Origin of the sequence: Lentzea sp. NPDC005914 (assembly GCF_040629405.1) — a bacterium.
GTDB lineage: Bacteria > Actinomycetota > Actinomycetes > Mycobacteriales > Pseudonocardiaceae > Lentzea.
In genome coordinates, this window is sequence record NZ_JBEXVQ010000017.1 from 118874 (window position 1) to 144665 (window position 25792).

23 protein-coding genes and 1 tRNA gene are annotated in these 25792 nt (G+C 69.3%); 13 read left to right on the top strand and 11 right to left on the bottom strand.

Annotated features, from left to right (window positions below; all coding sequences use genetic code 11):
• Positions 1-9 precede the first annotated feature (9 nt).
• Positions 10-2085 (top strand): PQQ-dependent sugar dehydrogenase, encoded by a 2076-nt coding sequence (locus ABZ345_RS24385; RefSeq protein ID WP_359852889.1) that lies wholly within the window; start codon positions 10-12, stop codon positions 2083-2085.
• A 104-nt stretch (positions 2086-2189) separates the two neighbouring features.
• On the opposite strand, the gene ABZ345_RS24390 is transcribed toward ABZ345_RS24385, so the two are convergent.
• A complete protein-coding gene (locus ABZ345_RS24390) occupies positions 2190-4538 on the bottom strand; it encodes a hypothetical protein (RefSeq protein ID WP_359852892.1) in 2349 nt (782 codons plus the stop codon).
• A 229-nt stretch (positions 4539-4767) separates the two neighbouring features.
• On the bottom strand, positions 4768-5310 hold the full coding sequence (locus tag ABZ345_RS24395) for a TetR/AcrR family transcriptional regulator (protein WP_359852895.1): 543 nt from the start codon (positions 5308-5310) through the stop codon (positions 4768-4770).
• A 99-nt stretch (positions 5311-5409) separates the two neighbouring features.
• On the opposite strand from ABZ345_RS24395, the gene ABZ345_RS24400 reads away from it, so the two are divergent.
• Complete coding sequence (locus tag ABZ345_RS24400; RefSeq protein ID WP_359852898.1) at positions 5410-6288, top strand: alpha/beta fold hydrolase; 879 nt, start codon at positions 5410-5412, stop codon at positions 6286-6288.
• On the opposite strand, the gene araD is transcribed toward ABZ345_RS24400, so the two are convergent.
• From araD to ABZ345_RS24415, 3 genes are read right to left on the bottom strand one after another with little or no spacing between them, the layout of a single operon-like run.
• Complete coding sequence (gene araD / locus ABZ345_RS24405; RefSeq protein ID WP_359852901.1) at positions 6250-7956, bottom strand: L-arabinonate dehydratase; 1707 nt, start codon at positions 7954-7956, stop codon at positions 6250-6252. The genes ABZ345_RS24400 and araD overlap by 39 nt on opposite strands.
• Entirely contained in the window at positions 7953-8858 is a 906-nt protein-coding gene (locus ABZ345_RS24410; protein ID WP_359852904.1) for a dihydrodipicolinate synthase family protein, read from the bottom strand. Before ABZ345_RS24410 ends, araD begins: the two co-directional genes overlap by 4 nt.
• On the bottom strand, positions 8845-9492 hold the full coding sequence (locus ABZ345_RS24415) for a GntR family transcriptional regulator (protein WP_359852907.1): 648 nt from the start codon (positions 9490-9492) through the stop codon (positions 8845-8847). Before ABZ345_RS24415 ends, ABZ345_RS24410 begins: the two co-directional genes overlap by 14 nt.
• Positions 9493-9739: 247 nt before the next feature.
• On the opposite strand from ABZ345_RS24415, the gene ABZ345_RS24420 reads away from it, so the two are divergent.
• Positions 9740-10249, top strand: coding sequence for a hypothetical protein (locus tag ABZ345_RS24420; RefSeq protein ID WP_359852909.1), 510 nt, complete (start codon positions 9740-9742; stop codon positions 10247-10249).
• Between the two features lie 52 nt (positions 10250-10301).
• Here the strand turns inward: ABZ345_RS24420 and ABZ345_RS24425 are convergent, their stop codons facing one another.
• A complete protein-coding gene (locus tag ABZ345_RS24425; protein ID WP_359852912.1) occupies positions 10302-10727 on the bottom strand; it encodes a VOC family protein in 426 nt (141 codons plus the stop codon).
• A gap of 65 nt (positions 10728-10792) precedes the next feature.
• Here ABZ345_RS24425 and ABZ345_RS24430 point away from each other — a divergent pair, with 65 nt between their 5' ends.
• The 5 genes from ABZ345_RS24430 (at position 10793) to ABZ345_RS24450 (ending at position 14215) form a co-directional block, all read left to right on the top strand.
• Entirely contained in the window at positions 10793-11440 is a 648-nt protein-coding gene (locus ABZ345_RS24430; RefSeq protein WP_359852914.1) for a GntR family transcriptional regulator, read from the top strand.
• A gap of 58 nt (positions 11441-11498) precedes the next feature.
• Entirely contained in the window at positions 11499-12422 is a 924-nt protein-coding gene (locus ABZ345_RS24435) for a DUF1996 domain-containing protein (protein WP_359852917.1), read from the top strand.
• 135 nt (positions 12423-12557) lie between these two features.
• Entirely contained in the window at positions 12558-13109 is a 552-nt protein-coding gene (locus ABZ345_RS24440) for a sigma-70 family RNA polymerase sigma factor (protein ID WP_109637237.1), read from the top strand.
• Positions 13106-13813, top strand: a complete 708-nt coding sequence (locus ABZ345_RS24445) for a zf-HC2 domain-containing protein (RefSeq protein ID WP_359852920.1) — start codon at positions 13106-13108, stop codon at positions 13811-13813. Before ABZ345_RS24440 ends, ABZ345_RS24445 begins: the two co-directional genes overlap by 4 nt.
• A 60-nt stretch (positions 13814-13873) precedes the next feature.
• Positions 13874-14215, top strand: coding sequence for a hypothetical protein (locus tag ABZ345_RS24450; RefSeq protein WP_359852923.1), 342 nt, complete (start codon positions 13874-13876; stop codon positions 14213-14215).
• On the opposite strand, the gene ABZ345_RS24455 is transcribed toward ABZ345_RS24450, so the two are convergent.
• The 5 genes from ABZ345_RS24455 to ABZ345_RS24475 all read right to left on the bottom strand — a co-directional run bounded on the left by ABZ345_RS24455 (position 14205) and on the right by ABZ345_RS24475 (position 20652).
• Positions 14205-15149 carry a zinc-binding dehydrogenase gene (locus tag ABZ345_RS24455; RefSeq protein ID WP_359852926.1) on the bottom strand — a complete coding sequence of 315 codons (945 nt, stop codon included), beginning with the start codon at positions 15147-15149 and terminating at the stop codon, positions 14205-14207. The genes ABZ345_RS24450 and ABZ345_RS24455 overlap by 11 nt on opposite strands.
• A 142-nt stretch (positions 15150-15291) precedes the next feature.
• Positions 15292-16683, bottom strand: a complete 1392-nt coding sequence (locus ABZ345_RS24460; protein ID WP_359852928.1) for an aminobutyraldehyde dehydrogenase — start codon at positions 16681-16683, stop codon at positions 15292-15294.
• Positions 16680-18293 (bottom strand): thiamine pyrophosphate-binding protein, encoded by a 1614-nt coding sequence (locus tag ABZ345_RS24465; RefSeq protein ID WP_359852931.1) that lies wholly within the window; start codon positions 18291-18293, stop codon positions 16680-16682. The genes ABZ345_RS24460 and ABZ345_RS24465 overlap by 4 nt, the downstream gene beginning before the upstream one ends.
• Positions 18290-19228, bottom strand: coding sequence for an agmatinase (gene speB / locus ABZ345_RS24470; RefSeq protein ID WP_359852933.1), 939 nt, complete (start codon positions 19226-19228; stop codon positions 18290-18292). Before speB ends, ABZ345_RS24465 begins: the two co-directional genes overlap by 4 nt.
• On the bottom strand, positions 19225-20652 hold the full coding sequence (locus ABZ345_RS24475) for a sodium:solute symporter (RefSeq protein ID WP_359852936.1): 1428 nt from the start codon (positions 20650-20652) through the stop codon (positions 19225-19227). The genes speB and ABZ345_RS24475 overlap by 4 nt, the downstream gene beginning before the upstream one ends.
• A gap of 82 nt (positions 20653-20734) precedes the next feature.
• Here ABZ345_RS24475 and ABZ345_RS24480 point away from each other — a divergent pair, with 82 nt between their 5' ends.
• The 5 genes from ABZ345_RS24480 to ABZ345_RS24500 all read left to right on the top strand — a co-directional run bounded on the left by ABZ345_RS24480 (position 20735) and on the right by ABZ345_RS24500 (position 25759).
• Positions 20735-22690 (top strand): PucR family transcriptional regulator, encoded by a 1956-nt coding sequence (locus ABZ345_RS24480; protein ID WP_359852939.1) that lies wholly within the window; start codon positions 20735-20737, stop codon positions 22688-22690.
• A gap of 144 nt (positions 22691-22834) precedes the next feature.
• Positions 22835-22906: transfer RNA gene (locus ABZ345_RS24485), tRNA-Glu, on the top strand.
• 119 nt (positions 22907-23025) lie between these two features.
• Positions 23026-23691 (top strand): SAM-dependent methyltransferase, encoded by a 666-nt coding sequence (locus ABZ345_RS24490; RefSeq protein WP_359852941.1) that lies wholly within the window; start codon positions 23026-23028, stop codon positions 23689-23691.
• Between the two features lie 27 nt (positions 23692-23718).
• Positions 23719-25182 (top strand): LuxR C-terminal-related transcriptional regulator, encoded by a 1464-nt coding sequence (locus ABZ345_RS24495; RefSeq protein WP_359852944.1) that lies wholly within the window; start codon positions 23719-23721, stop codon positions 25180-25182.
• A gap of 274 nt (positions 25183-25456) precedes the next feature.
• Positions 25457-25759 carry a hypothetical protein gene (locus ABZ345_RS24500; RefSeq protein ID WP_359852947.1) on the top strand — a complete coding sequence of 101 codons (303 nt, stop codon included), beginning with the start codon at positions 25457-25459 and terminating at the stop codon, positions 25757-25759.
• Positions 25760-25792 lie beyond the last annotated feature (33 nt).

The window sequence follows — 25792 nt, forward strand, 5'->3', positions numbered from 1 at the left end:
GAGGCTCCTGTGGCACCCCGTTCACGGCGGTTGCTGGTCGCAAGAACCGGCATCCTGGCCACTGCGCTCGCAGTGGCGGTGACCTCGCTCGTTTCCGCCGCACCCGCGGCAGTTGCAGCCGACGTCCTGCTGTCCCAAGGCAAGCCCACGACCGAGTCGGCGTCCGGCGGCGCGAACTACGCGCCGAAGAACGCCGTCGACGGCAACACGGCCACGCGCTGGGCCAGCAAGTCGAACACCGATCCGGCCTGGATCCGCGTCGATCTCGGCGCGTCCGCGAACATCAGCCGGGTCCGGCTGCAGTGGGACCTCTCGTGCGCCAAGGCGTACCGGGTCGAGACCTCTGAGAACGACTCGAGCTGGACGTCGATCTACGACACCGCCGACGGCAAGGGAGGTGTCGAGGACCTGACGGTCACCGGGCGGGGCCGTTATGTCCGCGTCTACGGCACGACCCGCTGCCGCACCGGCACGTCCTACGGCTACTCCCTGCAGGAGTTCCAGGTCTTCGGCAACACCGGCACGGTCGACCCCGAACCGCCGTCGGCGCCGACGAACCTCGCCGCCTCGGACGTCAAGTACGACTCGGCGAAGCTGACCTGGACGGCCTCGACGGACAACGTCGCGGTCACCTCGTACGAGATCTACAACCTCGGCCAGTTCGTGAAGTCCGTCCCCGCGACGCCGACCTCCACGACGATGACGGGCCTGAAGCCGAACACCTCGTACGGCTTCTACGTCAACGCGAAGGACGCGGCCGGAAACATCTCGCAGGCGTCCAACACGGTGGAGTTCAAGACCCCGCCGGCCGAGGACGACCCGATGCCGCCGACCGCGCCGAAGAACCTGCGGTCCACCGGCGTGACGGCGAACTCCGTGTCGCTGGCGTGGGACGCGGCGACCGACAACGTCGGCGTGACGCGCTACGAGATCTACGCCGGCGGCGCCAAGGTCGGTGACGCGACCGGCACCACCGCCACGATCGGCGGCCGCACCGCGAACACCGAGTACACCTTCACCGTCAAGGCCTTCGACGCCGTCGGCAACGTCGGCCCCGCCTCGAACGCGCTGACCGTGAAGACGAAGTCCGGTGGCGACCAGGTCGGCGCCGTCACGCAGATCGCGACCGACAACGACGTGCCGTGGGGCCTCGCGTTCCTGCCCAACGGCGACGGCATCTACTCGCGCCGCGACGCGCAGGACATCATCAAGATCACGCCGTCTGGCCAGAAGACCACGCTGGGCAAGGTCCCGAACGTCTCGGGCACCAACGGTGAGGGCGGCCTGCTGGGCATCGAGCTCTCGCCGTCGTTCAGCAGCGACCACTACGTGTACATCTACCACACGGCATCCGGTGACAACCGCGTCGTGCGGATGACGTTGGACGGCAACACGCTGGGCGAGTACAAGGTGCTGTTGACCGGCATCCCGCGCAACAAGTTCCACAACGGCGGCCGCCTGCGCTTCGGCCCGGACGGCAAGCTGTACGCGTCGACCGGTGACGGCCAGAACGGCGACAACGCGCAGAACAAGCAGTCGCTGGGCGGCAAGGTCCTCCGCCTCAACCCGGACGGCTCCGCTCCCGCCGACAACCCGTTCGTGTCCGAGGGCGGCAACGCGCGCTACGTGTGGAGCTACGGCCACCGCAACGTGCAGGGTCTGACGTTCGACTCGAAGAACCGCCTGTGGGAGGCCGAGCTCGGCAACTCCAACATGGACGAGATCAACCTGATCCAGAAGGGCGGCAACTTCGGCTGGCCCAAGTGCGAGGGCACCTCGGGTTCGTGCGGCGGCTTCATCGCCCCGAAGAAGACCTTCCCGGTCGGCTCCGCGTCTCCGTCCGGCCTCGCGATCGTCAACGACGTGCTGTTCCTCGCCGCGCTGCGCGGTGAGCGGCTGTACCGCATGACGATCAACGGCGACAGCATCGGCACCACCACGTCGCACTTCCAGGGCACCTACGGTCGTCTGCGGACGCCCGAACCCGCCCCGGACGGCTCGCTGTGGGTCACCACCTCCAACGGTGACAAGGACTCCACGCCGGGCAACAGCTCCACCAAGATCCTCAAGGTGGCGCTGAACTAGGAACGGCCCGGTGCGGTCCGACATGCGGCGGCGCTAGGCCGGCCCGCACCGGTACCGGAAAACGGAAGGCCCCCGGACGTGGCGTCCGGGGGCCTTCCCCGTTCTCACTGCAACTGGCAGAGCAGCGGACAGGCCTTGGCCGACGACCATCCCGTGTAGAACGGCGGGGTGCCGGCGGGCGAGTTCTGCGGTGTGTACCTGACCTTCGCGTTGTTGATCAGCGGGAACAGCGAGAGCAGCGCGTACGTCGAGCAGTGGACCTGTTTCGACTGGCCGGGAGCGAGGGTGAACGGCCCGGTCTGGCAGCTCGACTCACCGTCGTCGACCACGGAGGAATCCACAATGGACACCGGACCGTTGTTGGTGACGGTGATCCGCCAGTACGCGGTCGCGAACAGGAGCCCCAGCACGCCGACCGGAGCCTGTTTCACCCACGGCCCGGCGCCACCGGCCTTGCAGTTCGCCGGTGTGTGCGAGGCGCAGACCTCCTTGTTCACCACCACGTTCGGCAGGCACGCACTGCCGGGCGTGACCGCCCGCGTGACGGTGTTGGACGCGAAGCTGCCGGTCATGTCCGTTCCGTTGGCGGTGTTGCTGACCGAGGTGACGGTGCACTCCGCCGCGATCGTCGTGCGGAAGCACACCTGAGGCGCGTCGCCGGTGAACTCGACGACCAGTGACGGCTGGTTGCCGCCGCCGAAGTCCGCTCCGCTGTTCAGCACCAGCGTGGTGGTCAGGTTCAGCGTCGCGGTGGACACGCCGCTGAGGTCGACCGTGCCGTCGGGCGCGAAGCCCGGTACCGCGACGGCGGCGCCGTTCTGGTCGGTCGCAGTGATGGTGGAGGCGCCGAAGTTCACGTTCGCCGGCGTGACGCCGACCAGCGAGGCCCTGGTGTAGGACGCGGAGTGCGGCTTGCCGTCGCAGTAGAACTGCGCCGGGGTGAGCGACACGGAGGCGCCGGTGCGCACGCACGGCGACGCCCCCGTGTCAGGATCCATCGAGAACAGCACACCCGCGTCGCCGAGGCCGATCAGGCAGCCGGTCGGCGGGTCGTAGGCGTAGCCGTAGTCACGGGTGACTCCGTTGTTGGCGTTCGGGTGCGTGATGCGTGCCGGGGTGCCCGCGCAGGTCGTGCCGGTGCTCCAGTCGTGGCACACCGCGGCACCCTGGTAGGGGCCGCCCCAGATGGCGACGTAGCTGCGCACTCGGTCGCCGACGCGGACGACCTCCGGATTGAACGCGAGCACGCCCGCCCCCAGTCCGGCCAGGCTGGAGGGTGCGGGAAGCGGCGAACCGTCGATCGCGTAGCAGGTGGTGACGCTGGTGCCGCCGGACGTGGTGGAGCACGCGCCGGTCTCCGCACCCGTTGTGCCGTAAGCGGTGTAGGCGTTGTAGGTGGCGTTGCCGGACGGCCCGAGGGCCTTCGGGGACGGCCAGCCCGCGCACGCGCTCGTGGTGGCAGGATCGAAGCAGCCCATCACCGCTGTGCCGCCACCGGACGGCGTCGACGACGCGAACAGCTTGCCCCCGGCCGTGGCCAGCGCGCCGAAGTAGTAGCCGCCGTTGCTGGTGAACGGCACGATCGGGGCGTAAGGCTGCCCGCCACACGCGCTCTGCGACGCGATCGTCCAGCACACCACGTGCCCGGAAGTCGCGGCGCCGTAGAGGTTTCCGCCCAGTGCGACGAGTCCGGCGAGCTCGCTGGTCTGCCCCGCTCGGTTCATCAGCGGCCAGTAGCCGCAGTTGCCGGGCGCGGCGAGGTCGAGACAGCCGACGCCGATCGAGGTCGTGGTGACTGCCGAGTAGTAGACCTTCGACGGAGTCCCCGGATCGCGGACGTACTGCGGCTCCAGGGGACTGGCGATGTCACCCGTGTCGCCCGCGCCGAACGGGCCGGGTGTCGTGTTGAGCGGCTTCGGCCACGGGCCACCGGGGCAGGGTGCGCTGGTCGCGAGATCGGTGCACATCAGCTTCCGGTTCGCGACCGGGAGGTGGTGGTAGACGTTCCACGCCTGGAGCCGCCCGTCCGGCGTGCGGTGCAGCAACGGCGAGAACCCGTCACCGCCGGTCGAGCTCGCACTGGCCGGGATGGGAGGGGTGAGCAGGTTGGCGTGCGCGGTGCCGCCGTTGCGGACGTTCGGGTTGGTCGCGCTGACGACCGGGTTGCCCGGTGTCGGCTCGGTGCCGGTCCAGCCCGGCGGCACCTGCAACGAACCGGGCACGTAGGCCTGGCCGGCTCCGATGGTGTCGGTGATGGTGGCGGCGCCGGGGGTGCCGTTGTGGTAGGACACCACCCAGGTGGCGGTGTCGCCGTGACTGGCGGGATCGGACACGCCCTGCACGGACTTGGTGAGCGTCGAGGCGGATGGCTGGGCGGCAACGGGCGCGGCGGAGGACAGTGCGCTGGCGGCGAGCGCGGTCGCGAGCACCATTGCCTGCAGGCGTCTTCGCACGGTGGTCCCTTCGGCGGTGGTTGGGAACTGACCACCGAAGCTAGGGATCTGCCGGAATCCCAACAATGCTCTGTCACCCGCGTGGACATCATGTCTGCCCCATCAGACCAATGCGCCGCCGGCGAACATGCGACTGTGCATGAGATTCCATTCGGGCGACGACTCGTGTTTCACCTGAACGCGCCGACGTGCCCATCGGAAACCCTTATGCAACTTGCATTCGCGGAGGTCAGGTCCCCAGCAGACCGTCGAGGAGCAGCGCGATCAACCGGCGCGGGTCGTAGCGCGTGTCGTCGCCCCGTCCGACGCACAGGTTGCCGATCCCGCGCATCAGTTCGTACGGCTGGATGTTCTCGGCCTCGCTCGCCTTCAGCAGCTCACCGCACACCGGCCCGAGCCGGTCGAGGAAGTAGGCGTGCAGCTGCTCGAACCCGCTGCTGTCCGACTGCAACGCGTTCGCCAGCCCGTGCTTGGTCACCAGGAAATCCACGAACAGGTCGACCCAGGCCCGCAGCGCCGCGGCCGGTGAGTCCGAAGTGGACAGCAGTGCCGGGCCCGCTTCCGCGCACGCCTCGACCTGGTGGCGGTAGACGGCCACGACGAGGTCCGCGCGGGTCGGGAAGTGGCGGTAGATGGTGCCCATGCCGACGCCCGCCTGGGCCGCGATCTCGCGGATCGGCGCGTCGACGCCGGACCTGACGAACACCTCGGCCGCGGCCGCGAGCAGCGTCTGCTCGTTGCGCACGGCGTCGGCCCGCTTGCGAGGTGGCACGTCGGCTCCCATCCGGCACGTTGACAAAACGGAACAGCGCTCCGTATTGTTCCGGAACGTCGCTCCACTTACGGCGACAGACTACTCGAAGGGGAACCGATGACCGTCTTCACGGTGAGTCCTGTCGTGCTCGACATCCCTGGCAGGCCCGTTGACCTGCAGTTGAAGGTGAGCGCGCCGACCGAGGGCCACGACTTGCCGATCATCCTGCTCTCGCATGGGCAGGGGTACTCGAACCACCTGTCCTCACTGAACGGCTACGCGCCGCTGGCCAACCACTGGGCGGAGGCGGGCTTCGTGGTCCTGCAGCCCACGCACCTGAGCAGCAGGACGCTGGACCTTTCCGACGCCCCTGGCGCGCCGATGTTCTGGCGGGAACGCGCCGAGGACATGTCGCACATCATCGACCGGCTCGACGAGATCGAGAAGGCCGTGCCGCAGCTGCAGAACAGGCTCGACCGCACGAAGATCGCGGTCGCGGGCCACTCGATGGGCGGGCACACCGCGAGCCTGCTGCTGGGCATGAAGGCCGAGAACGAGAGCTTCAAGGACGACAGGATCAAGGTGGGCGTGCTGCTCGGCTCGACGGGCCGCGGGGAGGGGCTCACCGAGGTCGTGCGCGACAACTACTCGTTCATGCTCACGTCGGACTTCTCGGACATGACGACGCCCGCGCTCGTGGTCGCCGGCGACCAGGACGCGTCGGAGCACCTCACGGTCAACGGGCCCGAGTGGCACACGGACCCGTTCCGCCTGGCGCCCGGCCCGAAGGACCTGGTGATCCTCGAAGGCGGCGAGCACGGTCTCGGCGGCGTCTCCGGGTACGACGTCGCCGAGACCACGGACGAGAGCCCGGCCAGGGTCGAGCTCGTGCAGCGGCTCACCACGGCCTACCTGCGCAGTCAGCTGAACAAGACGGCTGACTGGCAGGAGGAGTCGCTAGTGGGCGTTGGGTTCCGGGTTGACTCCCGGCCGTGACAGGAACTCGAAGTCGCAGCCCTCGTTGGCCTGCGTGATGTGCTCGTAGTACAGCGCGCCGTACCCGCGTTCGAACTTCGGCGGCGGCGCGGTCCACTCGGCGCGACGCCGGTCCATCTCCTCGTCGGAGATCTCCACCCGCAACACGCGCGCCTCGACGTCCAGCGTCACGAGGTCACCGTCCCGCACCAGTGCCAGCGGCCCACCGACGTGCGCCTCCGGTGCCACGTGCAGAACGCAAGCGCCATAAGAAGTTCCGGACATCCGCGCGTCCGACACGCGCACCATGTCCCGTACGCCTTCCCGGAGCAGCTTGTCCGGGATCGGCAGCATCCCGTACTCCGGCATGCCGGGCCCGCCCTTGGGGCCACCACCGGCGAGCACGATCACCGAGTCGCGCGTGACCTCCAGGTCGGGCGAGTTGATCCGTGCCTGCAAGTCCTTGTAGCCGTGGAAGACCACGGCGGGCCCGGTGTGCTTCCACAACGCGGGATCAGCCGCCACGTACTTGATCACCGCACCGTCCGGCGCCAGGTTTCCGCGCAGCACGGCCAGTCCACCCTCGGCGGAAACAGGCGAGTCCACGGGCCGGATCACCGAGGAGTCGTACACCTCGGCGCCCTCCAGGTCCTCGCCGAACGTCCGTCCCGTCACCGTGATTCGCTTGAGGTGCAACGAGTCCCGCAACTGCGACAGCAACCCGCGCAGCCCGCCCGCGTAGTAGAAGTCCTCCATCAGGTGCTCACCGGCGGGCTGAACCGACGCCAGCACAGGCACTTCACGCGACAACCGGTCGAAGTCGTCCAGCGACAGGGAGATCTGTGACCGCCCGGCCATCGCGATCAGGTGGATGTACGAGTTCGTCGAGCCGCCCAGCGCCAGCACGGTCCGGATCGCGTCCTCGTACGCCTCCGCGGACAGAACGTCAGCGATCGTCAAACCCTCGCGCACCATCTCGACAACGCGCATGCCGGCAGCCGCGGCCATCCGGTAGTGCGCCGAGTCGACGGCCGGAATCGACGACGCCCCGGGCAAAGTGAGGCCGAGCGCCTCGGCTGCGGCGGTCATCGTCGACGCCGTGCCCATCGTCATGCACGTACCGGGGGAGCGAGCCAGCCCGGACTGGATCTCCGTCCAGTCGGCAGCGGAGATCGTCCCCGCGCGCTTCTCGTCCCAGTAGCGCCACATGTCGGTGCCGGACGCGAGCTTCTCGCCCCGCCAGTTGCCGCGCAGCATCGGCCCGGCGGGCACGAAGACCGCGGGCAGGCCGGCGGAGGCAGCGCCCATCAGCAACGCGGGCGTGGTCTTGTCGCAGCCGCCCATCAGCACGGCGCCGTCGACCGGATACGACCGGAGGATCTCCTCGGTCTCCATCGACAGCATGTTGCGGTACAGCATGGGCGTCGGCTTCTGGTACGTCTCCGACAGCGTGGAAACCGGGAACTCCAGCGGATATCCGCCCGCCTCCCACACCCCGCGCTCGACCTGCTTGGCCCGTTCGCGCAAGTGCATGTGACACGGGTTGATGCCGCTCCACGTGTTCAAGATGGCGATGACGGGCTTGCCGAGGTGCTCCTCGGGGTTCATGCCGAGCTGACGCATGCGCGCGTTGTGCGAGTACGCCCGCAGCCCATCGCCCTCGAACCACTCAGCGCTCCGCAGGGTCACAGCAGGCTCCACGAGTTCAGCAGCACGCCGACGGCAGAACGATCAGCCTCAGCCAACAGCGATGCGGGCGGCCGCACATCCCGGCGACACAAACCGAGCTGCGCCAACGCTTCCTTCACCACGGAGACGTTGTTCGCGGACTCGTTCAACGCCCGCAGCTCCTCGAACTTCCGGATGACCTCCCAGAACTCCATCGCCGCACCGAACTCCCCGGCCTTGAGCGCGTTGAACATCTGCACCGACATCTCCGGTGCCACGTTCGCGAGCCCCGACGTGAACCCTGTTGCCCCGACAGCGAAGTAGCCCGGCGCCGACAGCTCGGCGAGCCCGGCGACCCACGTCAGCCGATCCAACCCGGCATCCCGCGCCACCGAGGCGAACCGAACCGGGTCCGGCACCGCGTACTTCACGCCGACGACGTTCGGGCAGGCGTCGGCGAGCTGAGCGATCTGCGCGCCCCCGATCCGCGGGTTCCGCACGTACAGGATCACGCTCAGCTCGGGAACCGCGGAAGCGATCGCCCGGTGGTAGTCGACCCATCCGTCCAGCGACACGTACGGGTGCACCGGCTGGTGGATCATGATCCCGTTCGCCCCGGTCCGATCAGCGAACTGAGCTGCGGCCACAGCGGAACCGAGGTCGTGCCCCACCCCAGCGATGATCGCGGCACGATCCCCGACGGTGTCCACGGTGATCTGCAAAGCGCGCTCGGTCTCGGCGGCGGACAGCGTGTAGAACTCGCTCGTGTTGCCGTTCGGCGTGACGACCGAGACGCCGCCCTCCACCATCCGGTCCGCGATCGCGGCGTAGTTCTTCTCGTCGATCGCACCGTCCGCGTCGAACGGCGTGACGGTGATCGCCACGACGGACGCGAGCCGCTCGGAGAGGTCATCGAACGCCATCGGGAAGCTCCTCAACTACTCGGTCGGCGAAGGTCTGGATGTGGCGGCGGAGGAGTTCGAAGGCGAGATCGCCCTTGCCCGCGACGGCGGCGGCGAGGATCGCGCGGTGCTCGGCGGCCTCGTTGTCCCAGGTCGGGCAGATGCCCCACCCGGCGACGGTGATCAGCGCGGCCTGGTCGCGCAGGCCGTCCAGGATCTGGATCATCAACGGGTTGCCGCACCCGGCGTACAGGGCGCGGTGGAAGCGGCGGTTGGCCAGCGATCGCCCGGCCAGGTCCGAGACGTCCTGCAGCGCCAGGGCCGCGTCGGAGAAGTCGGCCTCCAGCAGGATCGCGCGGCGCAGGGCCTCGGGCTCCATCAGCATGCGGACGTCGTAGACGGAGCCGGCCATGGAGGCGTCGACGGTGCGGACCGCGGCCCCCTTGTACGGGCTCATCACGACGAGTCCCGACCCGGCGAGCGTCTTGAGCGCCTCGCGCACGGGCGTCTTGGAGACGTTGAGCGCGGCCGCGAGATCTGTTTCCACGAGCGCCTGACCGGGCTTCAGCTTTCCGTTGAGAATCGCTTCTTTGATCGATTCCAGAACGAAGTCCGTACGAGACGCGGGAGGCGCTTCCACCCGGTCATACATCATATACGAGAGCCTAGGAGCTGTCGGAGCCCCAGGTCAACCGTCTTCTGTGGGCTGGACAACGTCCGTGTATCTGCGTTGAACCAACTTCCTCGCACGCTCGTTTTGAAGGTGTCGGTCACCGCAACTACGCGGGACTGGAGAAGGAGAAAATGAGTGAGTCGTTCCGCGTAAACCGTGTCCATTGCCGCGTCCGCCAGCGCATGGCACCGAACGTCCTGGGCACCAACGAGTTGAACGAGATCGACACATGCTGATGGAAGAACTGCCACCGGAGGCCGCACTGAACGGCCCTCCGCGCGATGCGGACCACCTGTTGCAGCGAACGCTGGGCACGGTCCGCGACGAGAGACACCAGGCCGTGCTCCGCCGAGGGCGAATCACGGCCCTGACATCGACCTTCGTGGTCGCCGGCGTGCTGGCCGGGGGCGTCTGGCTGGGCCAGGGCTTCGGTCTCGGTGGCACGGACAACGCCGCCGGGATCCTGCAGGGGACCTCGGTGGACGGCGCGCACCTGGCCGTGAAGGTCACCGACACCGAGGGCGGCCTGCGACTGGTCGCCACCGTCGACGGCATGCAGGACGGGGAAGCCTGCTGGCTGGTCGTGCACACGAAGGACGGACGCACCTTCACCGCCGGCTCCTGGAGGGCGCACGACGGCGAGGTGACGCTGGCCGGGTCCGCGATGGTGCGGGCCGAGGACGTGACCGGGGTCAGCGTCATGAACCACGATCACCAGCCGCTGGTGACCGCGAGCTAGGAACGCAGAGCAGGAGGTCCGGGCAGCTTCGGGAGAGCGGCCCGGACCTTCGTCACGTCGCGAACACCTGGGAGTCGTCGGCGAAGGCCTTGACCTCGATGGCGTTGCCGGAGGGGTCGCGGAAGAACATCGTCCACTGCTCGCCCGGCTGCCCGGCGGACCGGCGGTAGGGCGCGATCGCGAACTCGGTCCCTGCCGCCTGCAGCTTGTCCGCGAGCAGGAGGAAGGCCTCGACGGTGAGCAGCACGCCGAAGTGCGGCACCGGCACGTCGTGGCCGTCGACGGGGTTGTGCGCGGCCTGCGGTCGCGGGCCCTCGACCAGGTGCGTGACGAACTGGTGGCCGTAGAGGTTCCAGTCGATCCATCTATCGCCCGACCGGCCCTCAGGACAGCCGAGAACGCCTCCGTAGAACGCGCGGGCCTTGGCCAGATCCGTGACCGGCACCGCGAGGTGGAAGCGGGGGATGGTCTGGGTCATGTGATGACATCCTTCCTCGACGGAGGAAGTTGACCCTGCTGTTCTCTTAATGTCAACATTCGGACATGTCCCTGCCTCCGGTTCGGCCCGTCTCCCGCAAAGGCGTCGCGGGGGAGGCCGCCGACCGGATCAGAGACGCGATTCTCAGCGGTGAGCTCGCCGCCGGGGTGGCCCTCAAAGAGGTCGAACTGGCAGCTCAGCTCGGTGTGAGCCGCGGCTCGGTGCGCGAAGGACTCGTCGTGCTGGAAGGCGAGGGACTCGTCGTCTCGCAGTGGCACCGCGGGACGTGGGTGCGCCCGCTCGACCCCGAGGACATCGACGAGCTGTATTCGTTGAGAGCGGCGTTGGACGTCCTCGCGATGAAGACGGCGGCGGCGAAGAAGGCTCCGGTGGACGCCCTGGAGGCCGTCGTCGAGGAGATGCGGCACGCGCGCACGGACGCCGAACGGGTGGCGTTGGACATGAAGTTCCACGACGCCGTGTACGCGGCGTCGGGCCACCGCCGGCTGATGGAGGCCTGGCAGGCCATCCGCAGCCAGGTCCACCTGTTCCTGCTGGCCCGGATCGTCGGCGACACCACCTATCGCGACCAGGTCGTGGCCGAGCACCTGCACCTGGCGGCGATCATCGGCGCGGGTGACGTGGAGCAGGCGGCCCACGCGGCGGAAGAACACCTGCGTGGTTCTTACGCCAAACTCGTGGAGCGAAAGTGACCTTCCGTAGTGAGACAGCGGCCTGTCGTCTCGATGGCGCGCTTGGCAAGCTGTAGCCGTGGCCCCGACCAAACCGATGACCCTCGCAGTCGCGGCGGTCGCGGTCCTCGTGCTGGTGGCCTCCGTCGTCCTGTTGTGCGGCCGCTCGAGCGCTGACCAGTACGTGAGCGAACTCGACCAGACGCTGAGCGAGCCGGCGACGCCCAGTGTCGTCCTCCGCTGCGGCACCAACGAGGAACGCCACCTCAACGCCGACAACCCCGTTGTGTCGCCTGGAATCCCGTTCGGGGCCCATCACACACACGAGTACGTGGGCAACAAGTCAGCTGACGCGACGTCGACGAACGACTCTCTCGCGGCAGCGCCCACGACGTGCGAGAAGGACGACCAGTCGACCTACTACTGGCCGGTGCTGCGCCTGACCGACGGCACGGGCCACGACGCGCACGCCGAGGGCGGCGGGCTGCACGGCAACACCGGCGAGGTGCTGAAGCCGAAGAGCGTGGAGATCCGGTACGAGGGCAGCGCGGTGAGCGACGTGCTGCCGATGCCGCGGTTCCTGCGGATGATCACCGGCGATCCGATGGCGTTCACCAACGACTACGGCCCGAAAGTCCGGGCCCAGTGGGGCTGCTCGAACCAGCCGGGCCGGTACACGACCAAGTACCCGTTGTGCGGCAGCGCGACCACGCTCCGGGGCTACGACTTCGCCAGCTGCTGGGACGGCAACAACACCGACAGCGCCTCCCACCGCACCCACGTGGTGTTCCCGCTGGTGGGCGGCGCGTGCCCGCCCAGGACGTTCCCGATCCCGCGGCTGCGCGTCACGGTGGGCTACGACGTCCCGGCCGGGCGCCCGTTCGCGATCGACAGCTTCCCCGAGGAGTTGCGGGACCCGGCGACCGACCACGCCATGTTCGTCAACGTGATGCCGGAGTCGTTGATGAACGAACTCGTGGGACACCTCAACCGGTCCAGGTAGTCCGGCGCTACTAGCATCGCCAGCAATCTTTAGTCGAAACCTCGTTGAACCAAAGCCCTCCGCTGCTCGTGTGTCGGCTGAGGTCTTGAACAGGACGCCCGCAAGAGGTGTTCGCGGGCGGGGAGGAGTGGGTGGATGGCGGCTTTGTTCTCCCGCAAACGGGAGACCGCGGCCGACGAGGCGCTGATCCGATCGCTCTACGAGGAGCACGGTCGGGCTCTTCTGGCGTACGCGACGCGGCTGACCGGCGACAGGGCGGCTGCCGAGGACGTGGTCCAGGAGACCCTCGTCCGAGCGTGGCGCCATCCCGACGCCCTCGTCAACGGCAAGGGATCGGTGCGCGGCTGGTTGCTGACCGTGGCGCGCAACATCGTCACGGACCGGGTGCGCGCCAAGGCGGCGCGCCCGCAGGAGGTGGCCGAGTCTCCGGCGACGCCACCGATCGAGCGTGACCACGCCGACCAGGTCGTCGACTCGGTGGTGGTGCTGGAAGCGCTCGACAGGTTGTCCTCGGACCACCGCGACGTGCTGATGGAGATCTACTTCCGCGGTCGCAGTGTGACGGAGGCGGCAGAGGCGCTCGGGGTACCCCCGGGCACCGTGAAATCAAGATCGTATTACGCGTTGCGAGCCCTGAGGGAGACGTTCGTCGGTCAACAGGTCGCACTGAAGGGGGTGGCCGGATGACCACGCAGCACGACCCGCAGCTGCTCGGTGCCTACGTTCTCGGGGCGATGGACGAGCAGGAGGTGCGCGAGATGGACGAGCACTTGGCGTCCTGCCCTGACTGCACGCGTGAGCTCGAGGACCTCCGCTCGATGGAGGCCTACCTCGGCGAGGTGCCTCCCGAGGCCATGCTCGACGGTCCGCCGGAGGGCGGCGATCTGCTGTTGCAGCGCACGCTTCGGCAGGTGCGTTCGGAACGAGGTGGCGTAGCGCGCCGCCGTCAGTTCGCGCTCGGAGCCGCGGCGGCAGTGGTCGCGGCAGTGGTGCTCGGTGCCGGCGTCTTCGTCGGCAAGGCGACCTCGCCGGACATCGGCGCGGCCCCCGCGCCGACCACGACGGCCCCGGACCCGTCGGGCACCAAGCTCGCCAACTTCACCGACCCGGTGACCAAGGCGTCGATGACCGTGAAGGTGGTGCCGGCCGCGGGCTGGGTGCGCACCAACATGGCGATCAACGGCATTCCCGAGGGCGAGAAGTGCCGGATCTTCGTCGTCTCGAAGGACGGCAGCCGTCAGGAGGCGGGTTCCTGGGTGGTGTCCAAGAAGGGCGCCGCCGAGGGCACGAACCTGGACGGGTCCGCGCTGGTGGCCCCCAACGACGTGAAGTCGGTGGTGGTCGAGAACTTCGCGGGCAAGAAGTTCGTCGAGGTGCCGATCCAAGCCTGACCGAGGGGTTGGAGAGAAACGGGGTCGTCCCTTGTGGACGGCCCCGTTATCTTTTCGCTCATGTCCGCGATTTTCTTGCTCGACCGGGAAGACGTGCAGGCCTACGACACGTGGAACGTCCCGGGCGGTCTGTTCTTCTGGGTCCTCGACGTCATCGCGGACCGGGTCCGGGACGAGGAACTGGCCGCTGCGCTGCGCGAGTTCCTGAAGGGCGGTTACGCCTGGTTCGCGTTGACCTACTACACGCCGGACCAGGCGGCCGACATCGTTCGCGTGATCCGCACCGAGCTCAAGGCCGTGGCCGAGGAGGAGTCCCCTTCGTCCTCGGCCAGGAACGAGGGCCTGCACCGGATGGTCGACGAGCTCGTCGAGATGGCGGAGCGCTGGCACGCTACGGCTTGAGCACCACTTTCCCCACCGTGGCACGGGATTCCAGCGCCTCGTGTGCCTTCGCCGCATCCCTCAACGCGAACGGCGGGTTGACCAGCGGCACGAACCGCCCGCTCGCCAGCCCCGCCATCGACTCCTCCTCCAGCACCCGCAACCCGCGCCGCGTCAACCCGGGCCCGAGCGCGACGGTCGCCGTGAGGCTCTTGGCGAACAACGCCTCCGTGCTGATCGGCGTCGGCTTCCCGGACGCCCAGCCGTAGATGATCTGCCGCCCGCCCACGCCGAGCGTCTTCAGCGCGGTCTCGCCGACCTCGCCGCCGACGCCGTCGAGCACCACGGTCATGTCCTTGATGCCGTTGGACCAGTCCGGCCGCGTGTAGTCGATGGCGGCGTCGGCACCGTTGTCCATGACGTGGTCGAGCTTCTCGCCGCTCGCCAGCCCCACGACCTGCGCCCCGACCCGGCGCGCCTCCTGCACGAACAACGTGCCCATGCCACCCGCCGCCGACGTCACCAGCACGACGTCGTCCGAGGTCAGCTTCGCGGCGTCCAGGACGCCCACGACCGTGCGGCCGGTGCCGATCATCGCCACCGCGGCCTCGAACGACACGTCGTCCGCAAGTGCGTGCAGCGACGTGACATCGGCGACCGCGAGCTCGGCGTAGCCGCCGTTGGCCATGCCGAGGTGCGCGACCACGCGGCGGCCGAGCCAGTCGGGGGAGACGTCGCCGCCGAGAGCCGTGACGACACCGGCGACCTCGCGGCCCGGCGTCATCGGGAAGCCGACGGGGCCGAAGGCGCCCTTGCGGATCGTGGTGTCGACGAGGTGGACGCCGGCCGCGGCGACGGTGACGCGGACCTGACCGGGTGCGGGCGAGGGGTCGGGCACCTCTTCGAAGAGCAGGTTCGAAGCCGGACCGAACTCGTACTGCCGAATCGCGAACATGCGGCTGACGCTAAGAGCTGCACTTAGCTGGAGGTCAAGAGCAAACGCAAGGTGAGCCACCCCTGACCCGAGATTGGTGAGTGCATGAAGCTCTCCGGCTTGCGTCCGCAGGCGCCGGGACGGAGCTGCGCGCCACCGTCCGCTAGTGCGCGATCATGACGTGCTTGACCCGCGTGTAGTCCTCCAGACCGTGCATCGAGAGGTCCTTGCCGTAGCCAGAAGCTCCAAAACCGCCGTGTGGCATCTCTGACGCCACCAGGCCGTGGGTGTTGACCCACACGATTCCGAAGTCGAGCCGCGTCGTCAGCGACGCGGCTCGACCCGTGTCACGGGTCCAGATCGACGACGCGAGCCCCTGCGGCACACCGTTGGCCAGCTCGACCGCCTCGTCGTCGTTCTCGAACGACTGCACGGTGATCACCGGCGCGAACGCTTCCTCCTGCACCAGTTCGTCGTCCTGCGCGAGCCCGGAGATCACCGTGGGCTCGAGGAAGAATCCGGCGGAACCGTGCTGCTTTCCTCCGCAGTGGACCGTGGCGGAGGACCTGCCGAGCAGCCCGAGCACGCGGTCGAGCTGCGCCTTGCTGTTCAACGGGCCGAAGTCGGCGCCGGGAACCTGTGCCGACGCCACCTTCACCAGCGCCGCGACGAACTCGTCGTGCACGCCCGAGTGCACCAGCACCCGCGTGGCGGCCGTGCAGTCCTGACCGGCGTTGTAGTAGGCCGCACCGACGATTCCCTCGGCGGCGGCAGCCACGTCCACGTCGTCGAACACCAGAACCGGCGCGTTGCCACCGAGTTCGAGGTGCGTGCGCTTCACGGTCGCGGCAGCGCTGCGAGCCACCTCGATCCCGGCACGCGTCGAGCCCGTCAGCGAGACCATGGCGGGCACGGGGTGCTCGACCAGCAACCGGCCCGTGTCACGGTCGCCCACCACCACGTTGAACACGCCGGCGGGCAGCACCTCGGCGGCCAGGGACGCCAGCAGCACAGTGGACGACGGCGTGGTGTCGGCGGGCTTGATGACGACGGTGTTGCCCGCGGCGAGGGCGGGCGCGATCTTCCACACGGCCATCATCAGCGGGTAGTTCCACGGCGTGATCTGCGCGATCACACCCACGGCCTCGCGCCGCTGGTACGAGGTGGTGCCGGGGACGTACTCGCCCGCGGCGGCGGTGCCCAGGGCGCGGGCTGCACCGGCGAAGAACCGGATCTGGTCCACGCACTGGGGAATCTCCTCGTCCAGCACGACCGCGCGGATCTTGCCGGTCTCGCGGACCTCCGCGTCGGCGACCGCGTCGGCGTTGGCCTCGAGGAGGTCGGCGAGCTTGAGCAACGCGAGCTGACGCTCACCCGGCGTCGTCCGCGACCAGGCGGGGAACGCTGCTTCCGCCGCACGGACCGCGGCCTCGACGTCCTCGGCGCGGGACAGGACCGCGGCGCCGAACTCCTCGCCGGTGGCGGGGTCGACCAGGGGCGAGGTCTCGGAGGCGGACGAGCCGGCGGTGCCGTTGATGAAGTTCGCGACGATCACGTGTGCTCCAGGTGCGTGGGGGCGAACATGCGCAACACCGCGGGCAGCACCACCACGTGCGGGCCGTCCCCGGCGAACGCCTTGACGAGATCCTCGCGCAGCGACTCGGGCGTGCTGCGGGTGGCGGGCACCCCGAACGCCTCGGCGAGCGCCACGAAGTCCGGGCGGGCCAGCTCGGTGGCGGTGGCCTGGCCGAACGTGTCGGTCATGTACTCGCGCAGGATGCCGTAGCCGCCGTCGTCGACGATCAGCCACACCACCCGCGACCCGTGCTGCGCGGCCGTGGCCAGCTCCGAGATCCCGTACATCGCGCCGCCGTCACCCGACACCGCCAGCACCGGACCGTCCACGGCCGCCGCGACGCCCAGCGCGGCCGGGAAGCCGTAGCCGAGCCCACCGGCACCCTGGGCCGAGAACTGCGCGCCACCCCGCGGGTCCCACGCCGACCAGGCCCAGTAGGCGAGGATCGTCATGTCCCAGCAGGTCGGCGTGCCGTCCGGAACCGCGGACCGCAGCGCGGACAGCACCTGCTGCTCCAGGTCGAGCTCCTGCTCCACGAGCCGTGCCCGGACGAGTTCCAGGAGCCTGCTCGTCAGCGACTCGGAGACCCCGTCCGCCGGGCGTGCGGAAACACCGGAGGTCAAGGCGCGCAACGCATGGCGGGCGTCGGCGTGGATGCCGAGCGCGGGGTAGTTCGACTCGAGCTTGCCCAGGTCCGCCTCGATCTGAACGACCTGGCCGGTGGGACGGAAGGTCCGGTAGTTGCTGGACAGCTCGCCCAGCCCGGAGCCCACCACGACCAGCACGTCGGCGGAGGCGAGGAACTCCGTGGTGTGCCAGTCCTCGAGCCACGACTGCGCGGAAAGCGGGTGCTCCCAAGGGAAGTTGCCCTTGCCGCCGAACGTCGTCACGACCGGGGCCCGCAGCTTCTCCGCGAGTTCCAGCAGCTCGTCCGACGCGCGAACAGCTCCGCCGCCGGCCAGGATCACCGGCCGGGACGCCCCGTCCAGCAACCGAACGGCCTCCGCGATCAGCTCCGCCCGCGGGTAGATCTCCCGCGCGGACCAGGAAACCGACGTCACGGGCGGCACGGAAGCCGGCCCGAGCAGCACGTCCTGCGGGATCTCCACCCACACCGGCCCGAACGGCGCGGTCAGCGCGATCTCCCACGCCTCGGCCAAAGCCGACGGGATCTGCGACGCGTGCCGCACCACCCGAGCGTGCTTCACGACGTCGCGGAACGACGCCAGCTGGTCGGTGAGCTCGTGCAGGTACCCGCCCCGCACGCCACCCAGCCCGGCACTGGGGATCTGCGACGAGATCCCCAGCACGGGCGCGGAGGCGGCGGCGGACTCCTGCAATCCGGCCAAGGTCTGCAGCGCGCCAGGCCCGGTCGACACGAGAAGCGGTGTCACGGACCCGGTGATCCGAGCGTGGCCGTCGGCGGCGAACGCGGCGTTGACCTCGGTCCGCGACCCGACGTACCGCAGCTCGGACCGGCGAAGGGCGTCGAAGAGGCCGAGGGCGTGCTGGCCGGGGATGCCGAACACGGTGTGGGCGCCGAGCGCTTCGAGCGTCTCGACGACGACGTCACCGCCGTTGCGAGTCACTGCCCCTCCTTGAGCGCCAACAGACTCACCAGGTCGTACGCCACGTGCGAGGCCGCCACGGACGTGATGTCAGCGTGGTCGTATGCAGGCGCCACTTCAACCACGTCCGCGCCCACCAGGTTCAGTCCCCGCAGCCCGCGGACGATCTCCAGCAGCTCCCGCGAGGTCATCCCGCCGGCCTCGGGCGTCCCGGTGCCGGGAGCGTGAGCGGGGTCCAGCACGTCGATGTCGATCGACACGTACAGCGGCCGCGACCCGATCCGTTGCCGCAGAGCGTCAACGGTCTCGTCGACGCCCCGCCGCATCACGTCCGACGACGTGACGATCCCGAACCCGAGCCGCCGGTCGTCCTCGAGATCCTTCTTGCCGTACAACGGTCCTCGCGTGCCGACGTGCGAGATCGCCTCGGTGTCCAGGATCCCGTCCTCGACCGCGCGCCGGAACGGTGTCCCGTGCGTGTAGGGCTCGCCGAAGTAGGTGTCCCACGTGTCGAGGTGCGCGTCGAAGTGCAGCAACGCCACCGGCCCGTGGATCCGCGACACCGCGCGCAGCAACGGCAGCGCGATCGTGTGGTCACCGCCGATCGTGACCAGCTTCGTGCCCTCGGCCTGCAGCTCCGACGCGGCACCCTCGATCGTCTCGATGGCCTCGCCGATGTGGAACGGGTTGACCGCGATGTCCCCGCCGTCCGCGACCTGGATGCGCTCGAACGGCGACACGTCCAGACCGGGGTTGTAGGGCCGCAGCAGCCGGGACGCCTCCCGCACCGCCGAGGGCGCGAACCGCGCTCCCGGCCGGTACGAGACGCCGGTGTCGAACGGGACGCCCACCACCGCGACGTCCGCGTGCGCCACCTGGTCGAGGCGGGGCAGCCGCGCGAAGGTCGCCGGCCCCGCGTAGCGCGGGACCTGGGAGGAGTCGACGGGGCCGATCATGCGTTCACCAGTTCCTCTTCCTCGGTCTCCTCGCCCGCGACGCGGCGCTCCCAGTTCGCGAGCACCTCGGGCGACGTGGCCGGCGTGGCCAGACTGACCGCCACGTACGTCACCAGCGACGCACCGAGGCTGTAGTAGATGGCCTCGTTGGCGTACACGTCGACGAACACCATGAACCCGATCGCGGTGAGCGAGCCGAGCGCCATCGACACCATGGCACCGGCGCGCGTGCCGCGCTTCCACACCAGGCCACCGATGATCGCGACCAGCAGGCCGCCGACGAGGATGTTGTAGGCGACGGTCAACGCGGCCACGACGTCGTTGAGCGCCACCGCGATGCCGATCGCCACGACACCGATCACGAGCGTGAACATCCGGTTGTTGTGCACGTCGGAGTCAGTCTTACGACGCCAGATGTCGTTGGACGCCACAGTGGCGCACGCGATGAGCGCACCGGACGACGTGGACATCATCGCGGCCAGCGCGGCGGCGAGCACGACCCCGCGGACACCGGTCGGCAGCAGGTTCTCCACGATCGTCGCGAACGCCTCGTCCTTGTTCGCGATGTTCGGGTACAGCGCCTTGCCCGCGAGGCCGATGATCGCGCCCGCGACGGCGTAGACGAGGCAGTACAGGCCGGAGGTGACGCCGCCCCACGTCGCGACCTTCGGCGACTTCGCGGTGAACACGCGCTGCCAGATGTCCTGGCCGATCAGCAGGCCGAAGACGTAGATGAGCAGGTACGTGATGATCGTGCTCACGCCGATGTTGCCGACGTCGAACATCGCCGGGTCGTTCAGGCGCTGCTGGATGCCGTCGAACCCGCCCGCGGTGGCCAGGCTGATCGGCAGCAGCAGGAACAGGATGCCGATCGTCTTCACCACGAACTGCACGATGTCGGTGAGCGTGATCGACCACATGCCGCCGAGAACGCTGTACAGCACCACGATGCTGCCGCCGATGATCACGCCGAGGCTCTTCGGCAGTCCGAAGAGGACGTTGAAGATGGTCGAGTAGGCGATCGTGGACGTGACCGTCAGCATCAGCGTGTACGCGGCCATCACCAGACCGGAGATCATGCTGGAGTTGCCGCCGTAGCGCAGGTCGAGCATCTGGGAGACGGTGTAGACCTTCAACTTGACGATCCGGCGCGCGAAAAGTGCGCTCAGCAACAGGATTCCGAGGCCGATGGCGAACACCATCCAGGCGCCGGAGATGCCGTACTTGTAGCCGAGCCCGACACCGCCGATGGTCGACGCGCCGCCGAGCACGACGGCCGACATGGTGCCGGAGTACATGGTGAAACCGAGCCTGCGTCCGGCGACCAGGTACTCGCTCTTGGTGGTGGCGCGGCGCATGCCCCACCAGCCCATGCCGATCATGCCGAGCACGTAGGCGGCGATCACCGCGTAGTCGAGAGCCACTGTCGGACCTCCTTGGGTTGCAGGTCACAGTAGGAACAGGCTCTGGCGCTGGTAAGTGGTCGCTCTGCACAATCGTCGAACCATGGTTGTGCAAACCGTCCCACTCTCAGCCCTCGTCGCGCGAGTCGACCTGGGTCTGACCGTCCTGTGCGGAGCTCATTCGCTGGACCGGCCGATCCGGTGGGCGCACGTGTCCGAACTGGAGGACCCGACGCCGTATCTGGTCGGCGAGGAGCTGCTGCTCACGGCCGGTGTGCGGTTCCCCTCCGACGTGCCCGCGTACGTGCGCGGCCTGGTGTCGTCCGGTGTCTCGGCGATCGGGTTCGGCGTCGAACCGGAGTTCCCGACGGTGCCGTTGTCGCTGGTAGATGCCTGTGCGGCGCAGGGGATGCCGCTGCTGGAGGTGCCGCCGTCGACCCCGTTCCTCGCCGTGTCGCAGGCGCTCGGGGCGTTGCTGGCGGAGATCGCCGTGCGGGAGCAGCGGATGCTCGCCGACAGCCAGCGCGCCCTGACCCGTGCGGCCACGCGCGTGCGCCCCGTGGAGTCCGTGCTGACGACTCTCGCCGTCGTGCTGGACTGCCGGGCCGACCTCGTCGACCCCGCGTCGGCGCCTTCGGACGTCGCCTCTCTCGTGGCGCGTGTCGCGTCGGGTACCGGGCCTCGTTCGGCTTCGGCCCAAGTGGGTGAAGACCACGTGACGCTGGATCCGGTGGAGGCCGCGGTGCTCGTGGTGCGCCGCGTCTCGCCGTTGTCGCCGGCGGAACGAGCCGTGGTCGCGGTCGCGTTGGCCCTGCTCGGGTTGTTGCGGCGAGACGTGGAGAGCGAGCGCGGCCAGATCGCCCGGCTCGCGGCCTCGGCGTTGCTGCGGTCGTGGGTGTCCGGGCTGGCGACCGTGCTGGGGCCGGGGCCGTACCGGGTGGTGGCGGGGGAGTCGCGGGCGGACTACGAGGTGCTGGCGCAGCGGTACGGGCCGTTGGTGTCGAAGGCGGAGGACGGCTTTCTGGCGCTGGTGCCGGCCGGGTTCGAGGTGTCAGGGCCGGTAGGGGTGTCCTCGCCGGTCGGGCTTGCCACGCCGGTCGGGCTGTCCTCGCCGATCGGGGTGTCTGCACCGGTCGGGGTGTCTGCACCGGTCGGGGTGTCTGCGCCGGTCGCAGGCGCAGCTCCCGCTTCTGCTGCTGCCCCTGGCCGCGCCGTTGCCTCCGCCTCCGTGCCCGCCTCCGCCTCTGTGGCCGCGCCCGCCTCCGCTCCCGCGCCTGCTCCCGCCGCTGCTTCTGTTCCCGCCCCCGTCTCAGCTCCCGACTCTGGCCGCGCCGCTGCTCCCACCCCTGCCTCCGAGCCCGAGCCAGCGTCCACTCCCGAGCCAGCGTCCACTCCCGAGCCCGCGTCCGCTGCCGCGCCCTCCTCCTCCTCCTCCTCCTTCGAGCCCGCGACCGCTCCCGCCTCTGGCCGAGCCGTTGCCCCCGCCGCTCTCGCTCCCGCCGCCGCGCCGCTGCCCGCCGCGGCTCCCGCACCCGCCGCCGCTCCCGCCTCTGCCTCGGCTCTCGCCTCTACCTCTAGCCGCGCCGCCGCTCCTGCCCGTGGCCGCGCCGCTCCTCCCGCCGCCCCCGCCGCCGCCTCCAGTCGCGCCGCCGCTCTCGCGTCCGCCTCCAGTCGCGCCGCCCCCACCGCCGCTGCCCCCACCCCCAGGTCCGCGATCGACGACGCCGCAGCGGAAGCCCTGGCCCTCCTGCCGCGAGCCCAGGCCACCGGCGCGCCCGCCTTCCCCGCGTCCGACCTGGCCTCCCTCGTGGACCCCGTCGCGGCCCGAGCCTTCGCCCACCGAGAGCTCGCACCTCTCCTCGGCCGCCCCGAGCTGATCGAGACACTGCGGGCCTGGCTGGCCCAGCACGGCGGCTGGGATCGCGCCGCGGCGGTGCTCGGCGTGCATCGCAACAGCGTTCGGCACCGAATCTCGCACGTCGAACGGCTGCTCGGTCGTGATCTTGGGACGGCTGACGCGCGGGCCTCGCTGTGGCTCGCGCTGACGTGGCTGGATTAATTCCTTTGCGGACGGACCGGCTCCTCGGTCATCATTGTTCCATGATTGCTGCAGAGGAATGGGCCGGAGCGCCCTCGAAGCTGTGACCTGGTAATTCTCTTTCTTCTAATCTCTGCGAGCATTTGTGTATCAATGCTCGTTCTTGGCGTGTTCGTCTAGTGGTCAGGACGCTGGACTCTCAATCCGGAAACACGGGTTCGATCCCCGTACGCGCTACGTGGCCCGGTCTGTGTGGGGTGGACCGGGCCCGCCCTCGACCGGGTCCATGTCAGACGGACCCAAAGAATCTTCGAAAACTTCGCCCGAATGGTCTAGGCGCCAGTTACGCTCTGCGAATGGCTGCGGTCCCCGCCTTCGCACGCTACGAGGTCGACGTACGTCGGCCGAACGCCGCGCGGATCCATGACTTCTATCTGGGCGGCGCGCACAACTACGCCGCCGACCGGGCCTTCGCCAAGCAGGCGGTCCGGATCGACCCGGAGTTGCCGCTCGTCACGCGGGCACACCGGTCGTTCCTCCGGCATGCCGTCAAACACTGCTGGGCGGCCGGTGTCCGTCAGTTCCTCGACCTCGGCTCGGGCATCCCGACGTGCGGTGCGACGCACCAGACGTTGCCGGACGCCCGTGTCGTCTACGTGGACTCGGACCCGGTGACGGTGACGTTCGCGCGCGGGCTGCTGCGCGGTGAGCCTCGTACGTGCGCGGTCGAGGCCGACCTGCGCCGTCCCGAGCAGGTGCTGAGGCATCCGGGCGTGGTGTCGCATCTCGACCTTCGTGAGCCTTACGCGGTGTTGATGGTCGACGTCCTGAGATACGTCGACGACGCCACGGGGCCGGGGCGGGTGGTGCGCCGGTATCGGCACGCGATGCCGGCGGGAGGGTTCCTCGTGGTGTCCCATCCGGCGCCGGTCGAGCAACTCCTGGAGGGACTGTCGATCGAGGCGCCGTGCGTGGTGCCGGGCGCGTACGCGGGGATCGGACGCAAGCCGGGCCGTATCTAGCACGTTCGGCGTCCTCTCCTAAAGAACGTGCGGGAGGCGCTGGAACGGGCGAAGGCTCTGCGGTGGGCGGGGAGGCCGGAGGACGCGGCTCTGGAGCTGCGCAGGGCACTCGCCGGCACGGGCGACCGGTGTGAGCTGCTGTACCTGTTGTGGGACTGCCAGTTCGTGATGGGCGACCGGGCCGCCGCGCACGAGACCCTGCTGGAGGCGAAGGGGCTCGCCACGGGCTCGATGGTGCAGCGCGTCACCGTCGCCGAGGCCAGCTGGCTCATGTCGCAGGGCGAGTACTCCCAGGCGGTGCGGAAGATCGAGAATCTCCTCACCGACGACGACGAGATTCTCGCCTACGCGTTGAGCGTGCGAGGTGTGTGCGAGGCGTTCCTGGGCGATGTGGCACGGGGCACCGCCACTTTGGAGGACGCGCGCACGGCCGCGCATCGCAGCGGTTGCATCCGTGAGCTCGTCAGGGCCGTGGGCAACCTGACCTTCGTGCTCGGCAGCTCCGGGCAGCACGAGCGCAGCGCGCGCATCGGCAAGGAAGCCTTGACACGCCTCGGGATCCAGGGACTGGCGCCGACGTTAAGCGCGGTGATCCGCTACAACCTCGCGAGCAGCCTGCTCGCGCTCGGACGGTGGCAGGAGCTCGACGCGGTGGAGGTCCCGGACGCCATCCCCGGCAACAAGGCCGCGCGGATCCTGCTGTGCCAGGCGGAAGCGATGGCGTTGCGAGGGCAGGACGCGGACGACCTGATCGAGCGGGCCGAGAAGGTCATCGACGGTCCGGACGCGTTGTTCCTGGCCCAGTGCGCGTACACCAGAGTTGTTGCGGCCAGGGCGAAAGGTCAGTACCGGGCCGCCGTCGAGCTGTGCCGCGAGACCGTCGCCGACCTGCCGGAGGCGCTGACCGGTGGCGATGTGCTGAGGCTCTGCGCGGCGGGGCTCGGTGCGGTGTGCGACCTGCAGGCCGCGGGTGGCCGGGTGACCAGGCTCGACGACCCGGAAGCGACCGTGCGGGAGCTGCTGGCGCGCGTGCCGATGCCGCGCGGTCCGGAGGACGAGGCGTGGCAGCGGGTCGCGTTCGCGGAGGCCGGCCGGGACTCCTGGGAGGAGGTCGCCGTGGCGTGGGACCGGCTGAAGATGCCGTACCAGGCCGCCTACGCGCGAACTCGTTGTGGCGAACCGGAAGCGCTGCGTCACGCCGACCGCGTTGCGCATCGGCTCGGCGCGCTGCCGTTGGTCAAGATGATCGACCGGCAGGCGCGTAGACAGCGCATCCCGTTGCTGCACAAGGACAAGCCGCAGCTGGGCACGTTGACGCCGCGTGAACGCGACGTGCTGGAGTTGCTGGGGTGGGGACGCACCAACAAGGAGATCGCGGCGGAGCTGGTGCTCAGCGTGCGGACGGTGGGCCAGCACGTGTCGCACGTCCTCGCGAAGCTCGGTGCGGGCAACCGGTCGGAGGCGGCTCGGATCGCGCGCGACCAAACCTAGGTATTGCTCCGGATGTGCCGGTGGTGGCGCATGAGTTCTCCTTGAGGGGCAACAGAACAACCTGCAGCGGGGGAACAGGGTGAACCTGAGGAACGTCGCAGCCGTGTTGTCTCTCGCCGGAGGAATCACCGCCGGCAGGCGAACCGGCACGCGCGTCCTCGCCGAAGGTCAGGCGAAGGTCTCGCACGTCGTGACCCTGCCGCTGTAACGACTTCCGGGGCGCCGAGCGGTGGGCGCGGCGTCCCGGAGCCCACCAATGAGGGGGAGTTTGCCCATGAATCCGAACGATCCACCTACCAACCTCGAACTCTGGGCCGTGCTGAACGTGGACGAGTTCCAGTTCCGCCTGGCCAAGCCGTGGAACCTCGACACGCTGGCCGCCGCCCTGCGCAACGCGGCCGCGCGCGGCACCCAGGTCGAGGTCCGCGCGTACAACGACCAGAACGCCGAGATCACCGTCCTCGTCAACCCTGCTCAGGCGTGCGTGGTGCACATCGGCAAGCGCAATGTCGTCGTGCCCCGAAACGGCATGCCCGACGTTTCGCTGAACGGTTTGACGGAGGTCGACGCGGGGTAGCCGACCGGCGACAAGCACGGAGCCTGGAGGGCG